The organism is Paenibacillus sp. NPDC056933 (assembly GCF_042674385.1).
Lineage (GTDB): Bacteria > Bacillota > Bacilli > Paenibacillales > Paenibacillaceae > Paenibacillus.
On the sequence record NZ_JBHUQN010000003.1, the window covers coordinates 287,236 to 300,733 of the forward strand.

10 protein-coding genes are annotated in these 13,498 nt (G+C 50.1%); 9 read left to right on the forward strand and 1 reads right to left on the reverse strand.

Annotated elements, in window-relative coordinates; all coding sequences use genetic code 11:
- Positions 1 to 22: 22 nt before the first annotated feature.
- The gene (locus tag ACFTRD_RS21525) at positions 23 to 1,249 is read right to left on the reverse strand and encodes an MFS transporter (RefSeq protein ID WP_379383583.1); all 1,227 of its coding nucleotides are present in this window, start codon (positions 1,247 to 1,249) and stop codon (positions 23 to 25) included.
- A 115-nt stretch (positions 1,250 to 1,364) separates the two neighbouring features.
- Between ACFTRD_RS21525 and ACFTRD_RS21530 the strand changes: the two genes are divergently transcribed.
- The 9 genes from ACFTRD_RS21530 (at position 1,365) to ACFTRD_RS21570 (ending at position 13,491) form a co-directional block, all read left to right on the forward strand.
- Entirely contained in the window at positions 1,365 to 2,261 is an 897-nt protein-coding gene (locus ACFTRD_RS21530; RefSeq protein ID WP_379383585.1) for a helix-turn-helix domain-containing protein, read from the forward strand.
- 473 nt (positions 2,262 to 2,734) lie between these two features.
- Complete coding sequence (locus ACFTRD_RS21535; protein ID WP_063565906.1) at positions 2,735 to 3,652, forward strand: ABC transporter permease; 918 nt, start codon at positions 2,735 to 2,737, stop codon at positions 3,650 to 3,652.
- 29 nt (positions 3,653 to 3,681) lie between these two features.
- Positions 3,682 to 4,563 (forward strand): carbohydrate ABC transporter permease, encoded by an 882-nt coding sequence (locus ACFTRD_RS21540; RefSeq protein WP_379383587.1) that lies wholly within the window; start codon positions 3,682 to 3,684, stop codon positions 4,561 to 4,563.
- Positions 4,564 to 4,618: 55 nt separating this feature from the next.
- Entirely contained in the window at positions 4,619 to 6,214 is a 1,596-nt protein-coding gene (locus ACFTRD_RS21545) for an extracellular solute-binding protein (protein WP_379383589.1), read from the forward strand.
- A 32-nt stretch (positions 6,215 to 6,246) separates the two neighbouring features.
- A complete protein-coding gene (locus ACFTRD_RS21550; RefSeq protein WP_379383591.1) occupies positions 6,247 to 7,230 on the forward strand; it encodes a LacI family DNA-binding transcriptional regulator in 984 nt (327 codons plus the stop codon).
- Positions 7,231 to 7,274: 44 nt separating this feature from the next.
- The gene (locus ACFTRD_RS21555) at positions 7,275 to 8,387 is read left to right on the forward strand and encodes a glycoside hydrolase family 88/105 protein (protein WP_379383593.1); all 1,113 of its coding nucleotides are present in this window, start codon (positions 7,275 to 7,277) and stop codon (positions 8,385 to 8,387) included.
- The gene (locus ACFTRD_RS21560) at positions 8,384 to 9,439 is read left to right on the forward strand and encodes a pectinesterase family protein (RefSeq protein WP_379383595.1); all 1,056 of its coding nucleotides are present in this window, start codon (positions 8,384 to 8,386) and stop codon (positions 9,437 to 9,439) included. The genes ACFTRD_RS21555 and ACFTRD_RS21560 overlap by 4 nt, the downstream gene beginning before the upstream one ends.
- 380 nt (positions 9,440 to 9,819) lie before the next feature.
- Complete coding sequence (locus ACFTRD_RS21565; protein WP_379383597.1) at positions 9,820 to 11,391, forward strand: chitinase; 1,572 nt, start codon at positions 9,820 to 9,822, stop codon at positions 11,389 to 11,391.
- Positions 11,392 to 13,491 (forward strand): glycosyl hydrolase family 18 protein, encoded by a 2,100-nt coding sequence (locus ACFTRD_RS21570; RefSeq protein WP_379383599.1) that lies wholly within the window; start codon positions 11,392 to 11,394, stop codon positions 13,489 to 13,491. It abuts the gene before it with no gap.
- Positions 13,492 to 13,498: the final 7 nt, after the last annotated feature.

The window sequence follows — 13,498 nt, forward strand, 5'->3', positions numbered from 1 at the left end:
AAACCACTGTTGTATCAATATATTAGGCGTTTCTTGGCCGATCTCGGCGCAGGAATACAGCACACACCCCGAGCAGAGGCAAAAAGGAACATAGCTTGATGACGAATGAAATGCTGGTCACATCAATCAGGGAACCAAGCACAACCGATCCAAGTCCCGCCATGCCGAATGACAGGCCGAAGAACAATCCGGACACCGTTCCGATATGACGTGGCAGCAACTCCTGCGCATATACAATGATAACGCTGAAGCCGGACATGAGAATAAGTCCGATGATGCCGCATAATACCATCGATAAAGCAGGTCCCGCATACGGCAGCAACAGTGAAAATGGAGCAGTACCCGCGATGGAGAACCAGATCATCGGTTTACGTCCATAACGGTCAGCCAGTGGGCCGCCGAGCAAGGTTCCAACCATACCCGCAAATTGCAGAACGAACAGGCAGATCTGTGCCTGCGAAAGAGGCAGGTTATACACATCGGCGTAATAGAATGCATAGTATCCGGTCATGCCGGCAATATATACGAATTTGGAAAACAGCAGCAAGATGAGAATCCCCATCGTAAAAGCGATAAATCCCCGACTTGCAGGCTGAGCAGCAGGCTGCACGATGCCATTGGCCTGTACAGGCTGTTGCTTATGGCTGCGATTGTCTGCCAGCTTGTCTCTGTACCAACGGCTCACAGAAGATTGGATAACGATCCCGATTAGAGCAAAAGCCATAAGCCACAGAAAACTAAGCTGTCCATGTGGGAGCAGGATAAAGGCAACCAGCAGCGGGGCGAGAGCCTGACCTGTGTTGCCACCGACCTGGAAGATGGACTGTGCCATTCCGCGTCCTCGACCTGCCGCCAGATGGGCAACGCGCGAGGATTCGGGGTGGAGAATGGATGAGCCTATGCCAATCAATGCTGCGGAGACAAGCAGCATCCATAACTCGGAAGACAAGGCAAAGCCGAGAACACCGATGAGGGAGAATAACATGCCGCCGGGAAGCAGGATCGGCATCGGTTTGCGATCTGACATATAACCGACCAACGGCTGCAGGACCGATGCGGTAATATTCAATGTGAAGGCAATCCACCCCATCTGGGCGAAACTGAGCTGCAGGGTTTGCTGGAACAGCGGAAAAGCAGACGGAACAACGGTCTGCATTGCATCATTCAGCAGGTGGGCGAAGCTGACCCCGGCAAGCGCCCAATTGGCGGAGTGATTGATTTGCATTTTGCTTACAGCGGCTTGAGCCACGGGAGATCACCTCGAATTATTTTTTTTCCATGATAAAAGATACAGACAGCGATTGTCTTTGTGAAAAGTGCTTGGAAAGTGAGCACGATTTGCTATAATGTCAGCAGGTGAGGAAATGATGGAATTAAATATGATGCTGAATGGATTGGAATTGTGGAAGGCTTCTGGCGGATTCGCCAACGAACCCCATGTGCATGATGACTGGTATCAGGTAACGCTGCCGGTAAGAGGCGAGTGTCATCTGGTGCAGGAACAGCAGACGTATCCTTTGCAAGCAGGACTGGGGATTATTGCCCATCCCCGGATGGAGCACTTTTTCGAGATTGGTTCGGATTCGGCGGTTATCGTGATCAAGTTTCGTAATCCGCCAGAAGGCGGCTTGAGGGATTCAGATCGACAAGGGGCGCAGACCGAATTTCGGACCACACAAACCTTTGATCCTGCTGAAATCAGCAGACTGTTCCGAGGCTGGAACGCCATTTTGCTGGACGATGAGCCTGAACCATTGCACATACAGGAAACGGAGCTTGCCGTAGAGTCATATCTTGCAAGAGTGCTGTGTGGACAACAGAATAGAGGCAGCCTGACGGTAGCAGCCGCAGGAATGGATGCCACGGGGAGCGCCGGGGCGAGTCTGGTTAGCGGCCAGCTTCAGAATCTGCTTCAGCGAACAAGCAGCAACGGTGGCGCGTTCATCGACCCCCATCTGCGGCGTGTCCTGGAGTATATACATAGTGACTATACAAGTCCAATGGACATTGAATCCATGGCGGCAGTAGCGCACCAGAGCAGATACCATTTTATGCGCTCCTTCAAGGCACTGACAGGTTCAACGCCGTATCAATACGTGCTGAGTTTGCGTGTGGAGGAAGCGACCCGACGACTGCGCCATACCACAGATTCAGTGACCACCATCAGCTTTGGGCTGGGATTCTCCAATGTCAGTCAGTTTTACAGAGCGTTTCAGCGAGTGAAGGGTGTAACACCGATGGAGTATCGGAACCGGATGTGAGTGCAAAGAGGTTGAAGCCACAGGTACACGTTTCAAAAATAGAACAATCCTGCGATGCGCCAGAGCGCTGGCGAGGCAGGGCAAGAGCCGGGCAGAACGGAAGATACGCGTTCGTAGCCCTTTTTTCTTGCCTTTTTTGCCCACTAACCTGTCTTTCTGATCGGCAAAACGATACAGATCTCTTTGCAGGCATGCACTAATTTTTGTTGTTGCCAAACCAGATGGACTTTGCTAAGATGGGGAGAATAGTTTTATGTAAGCGTATACATTTAGGGCATAATTACAACGTTGTAATTATGGTCGCCTGCTTAAAAATGCCTATCGGATGCACCTTCATTTCGATGAAAATCCCATTTTAAAAAGCGATTAATTAACCATGGGTTCAAAGTTAAATATGCAAATATGAATAACGCAGTATATTTACGCGTAAAAATTCAAACGTTGTAATTTTAATGCGAAGGGGAGGCTATAAGGTGAAAAACCGCATGTCTACGCTGTTCAGCCTGATCAAACGGGATAAGTATTTGCTGCTGATGTTCTCACCCATTTTTCTGTATTACGTCATCTTCATGTATGTTCCCATGCCGGGTATGCTGCTGGCGTTCCGAAATTTCATGCCGGGGCAGGGAATGTTTAGCGGGGAATGGGTAGGTCTAAGATGGTTTGATCAATTTGTGAACTCTATCTACTTCTGGAGGCTGCTGCGCAACACGTTTTTGCTCGCCTTCCTGCCACTTCTGTTCGGCTTCTCCATCCCCATTCTGTTCGCGGTCTGTATTGTGGAGATCAAGAATCAGACGTTTAAGCGGTTCGCCCAGACCGTCACCTACCTTCCGCATTTCATCTCCACCGTCGTTGTTGCGGGCATGATTATTAACTTTCTGTCACCCACGGACGGGATCGTGAACACCCTGATTGCCAAGCTTGGTATGGAGAAAGTGAACTTCATGATGGACGCCGGATGGTTCCGAACGATATTCACCAGCTCCGATATCTGGCAGAGCTTTGGCTTCAGCTCCATTATCTACATTGCAGCCATTATGGGCATTGATCCTGAAATGTACGATTCCGGCAAAATTGACGGCGTCAACAAATTCCAGGAGCTATGGCACCTGACACTACCTAGCATCAAACCAACAATTGTCATCCTCCTGCTCCTGTCGCTTGGCGGCATTATGAGTGTAGGCTTCGAGAAAGTATATCTGCTCTATAACGGCGCTACCTATGAGACCGCAGACGTGTTATCTACCTACGTGTACCGGATGGGGATCGAAGGACAGAACTACGGATTTGCGACAGCCGTCGGCCTGTTCAACTCCATTATCACCTTTGTGCTTGTGTTTGCGGCTAATACGATGACCCGGCGCCTGACCAAGATGTCACTCTGGTAAGACCATATCCCGACCCAAAGGAGACCTGTATGCAAAAATCGAGAAGTGACCGGTTATTCTACGGATTTGTCTACCTGCTGACCATATTGGCAGTCGTCGTTACGCTGTACCCTTTCCTGTACGTGATCAGCATTTCATTCAGCTCGGTTGATGCGATCGACAAACAAAAGGTTGCGTTGTGGCCGGTAGGATTCACCTTGTCCGGGTACAAGATGGTGCTCCAATACCGGGAGTTGTGGGTGTCCTTCTACAATACCTTGTGGTACACGGTTATAGGTACATTGCTGAATATTGTAGCTACGTGCCTCGCTGCATTTCCTTTATCCAGGCAAACATTTTTCCTGCGTAGAAAGCTGAACTTTTTCATCGCCTTCACCATGTATTTCTCGGGTGGACTCATTCCGGTCTACATGCTGATTACGTCACTGGGTCTATATAACACCCGCTGGGTGATGGTGCTGCCCGTGCTGGTCATTACGTTTAACGTCATGATCTGCCGCTCAGCTTTCGAGGGTATTCCGAATGAAATCTTCGAAAGCGCCAGCATCGACGGGGCCAATGAACTGACGATGCTTTATCGCCTGGCGGTACCTATCATCAAGCCGACACTTGCCGTGCTGACGTTATATTACGCCGTTTTCCATTGGAACAACTTCTTCTCGGCCCTTCTATATCTGGGCAAACAGGATATGCAGCCCTTGCAGATGTTCCTGCGCCGGGTCCTCATTATGGCTTCACCCGAGGTCATGCAAAAGATGGGTGGTACGATGACCACGGGCGCACTGGCGGTGTCCACCCTTCAGGTTCGGTATGTGTCGATCGTGGTCAGCATTCTGCCCATCGTTACGATTTACCCTTTTATCCAGCGGTACTTCGTCAAGGGGATTACCCTCGGAGCCGTGAAAGGATAGCCTTATTGATCACCATGCTTCACCCAAGGTTGTTCATAACAAGGAGGAATAACGGATGATAATCAGAGGGGCCGGAAGAAAAAGTGTTCTCGCGGTGATACTTGCCATTAGTCTCGCCGGATGCAGCAGCAGTACAGGGACAGGGGGAGACACAGGCAGTGCTTCACCAAGCTCGGAGCCAACGTTCAATTACACAGGTGCAGGGCCGGTAACGGACCAGAAGGATGCCAAGCTATCCATTCTCGGGACCAATGCATGGACAACCAACGTGGATCTATCTACTGCCGAGATTGTGAAAAAAATTGAGAGTAATGCCGGGGTAACAGTCGATTGGGATCTCATTCCGCCGCAGAATTATGCAGATGCGGTGAATCCAAGGCTTGCAGCCGGAACAGGATTGCCGGATATCGTCTATCTCCCGGATCAGGATCAGCTCATGAAATACATTAACAGTGGTCTGTTTATTCCGCTGAATGACCTGGTGGAGAAGTATGGTGTGAATCTCAAAAAAATATACGACAAATCCCCATCCGTCAAAGCCAGTTTAACGACGCCAGATGGTAAAATGTATTATGTTCCGCAGCAAACGCTTACGAAAAACTACATGCCATTGTTTATGGTGAATGAACGCTGGCTGAAGAAGCTGGGACTGAATGAACCAACAACACTGGATGAGTTCACAGCGATGCTGCGCAAATTCAAGACAGATGACCCGAACGGCAACGGCGAGGCGGATGAAATACCGTTGTCCATGGAATCCAAGTTTGTGCCGATGGCATTTGGCCCTGCTTTTGGCCTCGATCTGTCCAATCAGTTCTATGCCGATGACCAGGGTAAGGTGCATTTCAGCTATTATGAGCCCGCCTACAAAGAATATCTGACATACCTCAATGGGCTGTACAAAGAAGGCCTGCTCGGGGTGGACTATGCCAGTACCACAAGCGATCAGGTGACCTCCCGTATCTCGCAGGATGTAACTGGAGCCACGTTTAATTTTAGCTGGTACATGTCGATGGTCTACAGTCCGTTGTTCAAAGATTACGATCCGGGGGAGCCTATCTTCAAAGGCATTCTGCCACTGAAAGGACCGCATGGAGACCAGTTTTATATTGGACGTACTCCTGTGAGTGGCATTTTTGGAATCTCCAAAGATAGCAAAAATCCAGAGCTCGCCTTCCGTTTCCTGGATTATGCGGTAAGTGAAGAAGCGCAGACGTATTATACGTGGGGAATCAAGGATGATACGTATACCGAAGAGAATGGCGTAAAGACATTCACGGACAAAGGTAAAGATAATGACTATATCCAGAAACTCGGCATTGGTCCCGTGAATCTGCCGAACATTCAGTCTACGGATTCGGCGGATTCCGTTGTGGCCGAATGGCATGCCAAGCTTGATAAGGAATTGGAGCCTTACATCCACGAGCCGTTCCCATTTGTATATGCTTTGCCAGATGAAGCGAGTGTAGAGAGCATGTCCATGCCGGACATTACAACTTATGTGGAAGAGATGAACTTCAAATTTATAAGCGGAGATACCAGTCTGGAACAGTTCGACAGTTATATGGAGACGTTGAAAAAAATGAACATTGAGCAGGTTATTGCCGGCAGGCAGGCGCAATACGACCGGTATAAGGCTGCACAGCAATAAGTTTCTCAAGGGTTGAGAGGTGTGGATTGATTTTGATAACCATTAAGGACATTGCCAAACTGGCGGGAGTGAGCTACAGCACGGTATCCAAGGCGCTCAACGGTGATCCCCGTATCAAACCGGCGACGCGGCAGAAGGTGCTCGCGGTTGCGGAGAAGCATCAATATCGAAAAAACATTATGGCTCAGCAGCTTTCCACCGGAAGAAGCAACATTATTGGCTTTGTGCTTGATGAACTGAGCAATCCGTTGTTCTCGAATATATCGGGCAATCTGCATGCGGAGCTGAAGCAGCGGGGATACCAGATGATTTTGGTCGTCGCGGATGATGGGCTGGATGTCTTTAGCCAGCTTCGCGTGGACGGATGCATCCTGTGGGATTATGCGTTGGACAATCGGGATGCGTTCTGGAAAAAGTTCGCAACACTGAACATGCCATGTTTCGTGCTGGGTACAGATGAAGCCCCGAGCTCTCCTTACATTAAGATTGACCGGAAAGAAGGGATATACAAAGCGGTTGAGCATCTAAAATCACTGGGACATAGCCGGATTGGTTTCATTGGAAACTCTCAAAATATCAAGCTTGAGGGGTATCGGGAAGCGTTGCAGCGCACAGGTCTTGAATTTGATCACCGCCATGTGCTGCCTGCACATTCCTCCTGGGAGGATGGGTATTTTGCCATTCGGAATTATACGTTTGAACCCGATTCGCCAACGGCATTTATTGGGTTGAACAACCTGGTGACCCGAGGCGCACTGCGGGCTTTGCTTGAAGCAGGCTACAATGTGCCAAGTGATATCTCGTTAATCGGTTATGATGATCTGCCGGATATGCAGTATGCCGAAGTGGCGCTAACAACCATTGGCCCGCCGCTGGATGAACTGGCAGCACAGGCAGCAGAGCTAATCGTATCGTTGATTCGTGATGAGCAGACGGATTATCCGGTGATTATCCAACCGAAGCTGAATCATCGCAATTCGACGGCCGTTTGTCGGCAGCAAGTGTCTGAGCATTAATGATAGGCTGAGTACAACATTCAAGGTCCAGGGAGGGTTCTTTTATGCAGGTACAAACGCAGTTATCTTGGTCGGAGCGAATAGCGGAAACGATTATCCAACAATGTGATGGAGAGGGCTATCATGTGTTTCCTTCGGAACGGTGGGCTTATGTTCAGGGGATGACGCTAATGGCAATGGCACGTACTGGCGAGCAATACGGCAAGGACGAGTATGTTTCTTTTATGAAAAGACATATGGATCTGTATATTCAGGAGGATGGTTCCATCGGAACGTATTCCCTGGAAGAGTACAACCTGGATCAGATCAATCAGGGCAAGAACCTGTTCGAACTGCTGGAAACCACCGGGGATCAGCGATACGCTGAAGCAGCTCATCTGCTCGCGGCCCAGCTTGCAGGACAGCCACGAACGTCGGAGGGTGGGTTTTGGCACAAAAAAATCTATCCGTTCCAGATGTGGCTGGATGGATTGTATATGTCGTCGCCTTTCCTTGCACAATATGCCAAGACGTTTGACCGACCTGATCTATGGGATGAAGTGGCTCATCAGATTTTGCTAATCGAACGCAAGACGCGTGATCCGCGCACGGGTCTGCTCTACCATGGCTGGGATGAATCGAAGGAGCAGATCTGGGCCGATTCCGTAACCGGATGCTCCGCACACTTCTGGAGCCGGGCGATGGGCTGGTATGCGATGGCGATCGTGGATAGTCTGGAGCACTTCCCGATTCATCATCCGAAACGGGGCACCATCATTGGCATCTTCGAGCGTATGTGTAATGCCTTGGTACGTGTACAGGAGCAGGATAGCGGGCTCTGGTTCCAGGTGCTGGATCAGGGGTTTCGCAAGGACAATTATCTGGAAGCTTCCGGTTCAAGCATGTTTGTGTATGCCATGGCGAAGGGTGTTCGCTTGCGTTACCTTGAGCCGCATTTCAGGCAGGCCGCAGAGAAGGGATGGCAAGGATTGACGTCCCGGTTGGTGGAAGAAACGGAGGAAGGCGTGAAGCTGAATGCGATCTGTCACGGGGCAGGGCTCAGTCTGGATCGGGATGGTTCATACAGTTACTATGTCGGCGAGCAGATTGTGAGTGACTCTTTCATGGGTGTGGCCCCGCTTCTGCTGGCTGCGCTGGAGATGGAGCGATTGCCATGAACAAGCCTATGTCACAAGGCTCGAATCTGGATCTGGGCATGAAGGGTTATCTGGTTGCTGCGGATGGAAGCGGCGATTATTCCACGATCCAAGCGGCCATTGATGCCATTCCGTCCAACTACAACGATAAGTTCAAGATTCGCATTAAGCCGGGAACCTATGTGGAGAAGCTGGATATCGTAAAATCGAAAGTTCAACTTATTGGGGAAAGCGCAGAGCAGACGATAGTTTCGTATGGCGATTATGCGCTCAAGAAATTCCCGAACGGGGAGTTGTATCATACCTTTCATTCCTATACGGTTTTTATCGGTGCTGATGATTTTACGGCAGAGGGGATTTCTTTTGTCAACTCTGCCGGACCGGGCAAGGACGTGGGGCAGGCATTGGCCGTTTACGTAGATGGAGACCGGGCAGCCTTTCGCCGCTGCCGATTTATGGGTCACCAGGACACGATCTTTACCGGACCGCTGCCGGAGCAGCCGATTGACCGGAGTTTCTTCGGGGGGCCGCGTGACGGGGCAGAGCGGCGGAAGCTGCGTCAATATTATGAGAACTGTTACATTGAGGGCGATGTGGATTTTATTTTTGGCTCGGCTACGGCGGTGTTCCAGGGCTGTGAGATCTTTGCGAAGAATCGCTTAGGCGATGTCGCTGCTGCGGAGGGAGAAGTGAATGGCTGGATTACCGCGGCTTCCACACCCGAGGATGTTCGTTATGGGTATGTGTTTATCGATTGCGATCTGACCAGCAACGCCCCCGCTCAGTCCGTATATCTGGGGAGACCGTGGCGTAATCATGCCAAAGTCTGCTTCCTGAACTGCTGGATGGGGGCACATGTGAAGCAGGAGGGCTGGCATAATTGGAACAAAACGGATGCGGAAACGACGGTGGTGTACGCCGAATATCATAGTGCCGGACCTGGGGCTGGCAATGTGATGGGCCGAGTACCATGGGCGAGAATACTCAGTGAGCAGGAGGCGGCCGAGTATGCTGTACCTCTGATTCTGTCTGGTGTGGACGGGTGGCAACCTTTCGAAGGGGAGGGAGGCTAATCGGCGGCAAGAGATGCCCTCTTCTCTGCGAAATAAAAGATAAAAGGCTGTCTTTCAAGTCTCCTAAGGACTTGGTAGAGAGCCTTTTTTGTGCGGTATATTACATTTTTCACCCCCAATAGAAATAATTTATCCCTTATCTCAATTGCATTTTACTGATTAAATACAGGGTGAGGATCTGTAAATTCCCTGTAAAATTTGGATGGTGTCTTCAAAAAAAGAAAACGAGAGGGAAGGTCCATTTTGATAAGGAAAGGGAGTGAAGCGAGCTCATCGTTAGACCGTTGTATTTGCTCTAATCGATTGCGAATCACATGTAAGTGCACCAGTGAAGCATTGTATGCAAGGTGAAAATAATCTGAATACAGGAGGGATTTTGCTTGAATCAAGCTGTTCGATTCCGCCCGGTCATTACATTCGCTTTGGCATTTCTTCTGATTATTACATGGTTTGCACCAAGAGCAGATGCCGCTGCCCAATGGCAGGCAGGCACCACATATAAAAAAGGAGATCTAGTAACCTATTTAAATAAAGATTATGAATGTATTCAGCCCCATACGGCTTTGACCGGATGGGAGCCCTCAAATGTGCCTGCATTGTGGAAATACGTCGGGGAAGGTACTGGAGGGGGAACACCAACTCCGGATACGACACCACCTTCCGTCCCTGCAGGTTTAACCTCATCCTTCGTCACGCAGACATCGGTCAATCTTACTTGGAACGCATCCACGGACAATGTGGGTGTCACCGGATATGAAGTGTACCGGAACGGTACTCTCGCGGCGAACACCTCAACGACTACGGCTGTAGTAACAGGACTGACAGCTGGCACCACCTATGTTTTTACAGTCAAAGCAAAAGATGCGGCAGGCAATTTGTCCGCTGCAAGCACCTCTCTCAGCGTTACTACCTCTACCGGATCTTCGAATCCTGGGCCTAGCGGCAGCAAATGGCTGATCGGCTACTGGCACAACTTCGATAACGGCTCTACCAATATTAAACTGCGCAATGTGTCAGCAGCCTATGACGTTATTAATGTCTCCTTTGCCGAGCCGATTTCACCCGGCAGCGGAACGCTCGCTTTTACTCCGTATAACGCTACGGTAGAAGAGTTTAAGTCGGACATTGCATACCTTCAAAGCCAAGGGAAGAAGGTACTGATTTCGATGGGAGGAGCCAATGGCACAATTGAGCTCACCGATGCGACCAAGAGACAGCAGTTCGAGGATTCCCTTAAATCCATTATTTCGACTTACGGATTCAATGGCCTCGACATCGATCTTGAAGGAAGCTCCCTGTCTTTAAATGCGGGGGATACCGACTTCCGCAGTCCAACGACGCCGAAGATTGTTAACCTGATTAACGGCGTGAAAGCGCTTAAATCACACTTTGGTGCCAACTTTGTTCTGACTGCTGCACCGGAAACGGCCTACGTACAGGGCGGATATCTGAACTATGGTGGTCCTTGGGGGGCGTATCTTCCAGTGATTCATGCCTTACGTAATGACCTGACCCTGCTTCATGTGCAGCACTATAACACCGGTTCGATGGTGGGGCTGGATGGACGTTCTTACGCTCAAGGGACAGCCGATTTCCATGTCGCCATGGCCGAAATGCTGCTTCAAGGCTTTAACGTAGGCGGAAGCTCGGGTCCATTCTTTAGCCCTCTGCGTCCGGACCAGATTGCGATTGGCGTACCAGCTTCCCAGCAGGCGGCTGGAGGTGGCTATACGGCGCCAGCTGAGCTGCAAAAAGCATTGAATTATCTGATCAAAGGAGTATCATACGGCGGTTCTTATACCTTGCGCCAGCCTGCGGGCTATGCCAGTCTCAAAGGCATTATGACCTGGTCAATCAACTGGGACGCGTATACGAATAACCAGTTCTCGAATGCACATCGTCCATTCCTGAATGGACTTAGCACGCAAAAGACAGAGGAGGTTGTGTATTAAATGATAAATTTAAATAAACACACTGCGTTTAAGAAGACTGCGAAGTTCTTCCTTGGTCTGTCCCTGCTCTTATCCGTCATTGTTCCTTCCTTTGCGCTCCAACCTGCTACGGCCGAAGCAGCAGATTCTTATAAAATTGTTGGTTACTATCCGTCCTGGGCTGCCTACGGGAGAAACTATAATGTAGCCGATATCGATCCGACCAAAGTGACGCATATCAACTATGCTTTTGCCGATATTTGCTGGAACGGCATTCATGGAAATCCGGACCCTTCGGGACCCAATCCGGTAACCTGGACCTGTCAGAATGAAAAGAGCCAAACGATCAATGTACCGAACGGAACAATCGTGCTGGGCGATCCATGGATCGATACGGGCAAGACATTTGCAGGGGATACGTGGGATCAACCTATTGCAGGTAATATCAATCAGCTTAACAAGTTGAAACAAACCAATCCTAACCTGAAGACTATTATCTCCGTTGGAGGATGGACGTGGTCCAACCGTTTCTCGGATGTAGCCGCGACTGCTGCAACCCGAGAGGTTTTTGCGAACTCTGCCGTCGACTTCCTGCGGAAGTATAATTTTGACGGGGTAGATCTGGACTGGGAGTACCCGGTATCAGGCGGACTCGATGGTAACAGCAAACGTCCTGAAGATAAGCAGAACTACACATTGCTCCTGAGCAAAATCCGTGAAAAGCTGGATGCAGCGGGAGCCGTGGACGGCAAGAAGTATCTGCTTACGATTGCAAGCGGTGCGTCTGCGACCTATGCTGCCAATACGGAGCTTGCAAAAATTGCAGCCATCGTGGATTGGATTAACATTATGACATACGATTTCAACGGGGCTTGGCAAAAAATCAGCGCACATAATGCGCCATTGAATTATGATCCTGCGGCTTCAGCTGCTGGTGTGCCAGATGCCAATGCATTTAATGTGGCAGCCGGAGCACAAGGGCATTTGAATGCAGGCGTGCCGGCCGCTAAACTTGTGCTTGGTGTTCCATTCTACGGTCGTGGCTGGGATGGATGCGCACAGGCAGGCAACGGACAGTATCAGACGTGCACGGGTGGTTCTTCCGTTGGAACATGGGAGGCAGGCTCCTTTGATTTCTATGATCTGGAAGCCAATTACATCAACAAAAACGGGTACACACGTTACTGGAATGACACAGCCAAAGTGCCATATCTCTATAATGCGTCCAACAAGCGTTTTATCAGTTATGATGATGCAGAGTCTGTTGGATATAAAACGGCTTATATCAAAAGCAAAGGACTCGGCGGAGCGATGTTCTGGGAGCTCAGCGGTGACCGTAACAAAACACTCCAAAACAAACTGAAAGCCGATCTGCCTACCGGAGGTACAGTGCCACCAGTAGATACGACAGCACCGAGCGTACCCGGAAATGCCCGTTCTACAGGTGTGACGGCGAACTCGGTAACGCTGGCCTGGAATGCTTCAACGGATAATGTAGGGGTCACCGGTTATAACGTCTATAATGGCGCTAATCTTGCGACATCCGTCACCGGAACGACAGCAACGATCAGCGGACTTACAGCGGGGACTTCATATACCTTCACGGTAAAAGCAAAAGATGCGGCAGGTAATCTGTCGGCAGCCAGTAATGCTGTAACCATAAGCACAACGGCTCAGCCGGGTGGCGATACGCAAGCACCAACTGCACCGACGAACCTTGCATCGACCGCGCAAACAACATCCAGCATCACGCTGAGCTGGACTGCATCCACGGATAACGTGGGTGTAACGGGTTATGATGTGTACAATGGAACGGTGCTGGCGACAACGGTAACCGGAACGGCAGCAACGATCAGTGGGCTTGCGGCGGATACCTCGTATACATTTACGGTAAAAGCAAAGGATGCGGCAGGCAATGTGTCGCCAGCGAGCAACGCTGTGAGCGTGAAAACTTCGGCAGGAACGACGAATCCCGGCGTTTCCGCTTGGCAGGTCAACACGGCCTATACTGCAGGACAATTGGTCACATATAGCGGCAAGACGTATAAATGTTTGCAGCCCCACACCTCCTTGGCAGGGTGGGAACCATCCAATGTACCTGCATTGTGGCAGCTGCAATAGTTAAAAA

Coding starts and splice junctions, on each gene's coding strand:
- ACFTRD_RS21545 (WP_379383589.1), top strand. CDS start 4,619: ATGATAATCAGAGGGGCCGGAAGAAAAAGTGTTCTCGCGGTGATACTT.
- ACFTRD_RS21530 (WP_379383585.1), top strand. CDS start 1,365: ATGATGGAATTAAATATGATGCTGAATGGATTGGAATTGTGGAAGGCT.
- ACFTRD_RS21570 (WP_379383599.1), top strand. CDS start 11,392: ATGATAAATTTAAATAAACACACTGCGTTTAAGAAGACTGCGAAGTTC.
- ACFTRD_RS21540 (WP_379383587.1), top strand. CDS start 3,682: ATGCAAAAATCGAGAAGTGACCGGTTATTCTACGGATTTGTCTACCTG.
- ACFTRD_RS21560 (WP_379383595.1), top strand. CDS start 8,384: ATGAACAAGCCTATGTCACAAGGCTCGAATCTGGATCTGGGCATGAAG.
- ACFTRD_RS21555 (WP_379383593.1), top strand. CDS start 7,275: ATGCAGGTACAAACGCAGTTATCTTGGTCGGAGCGAATAGCGGAAACG.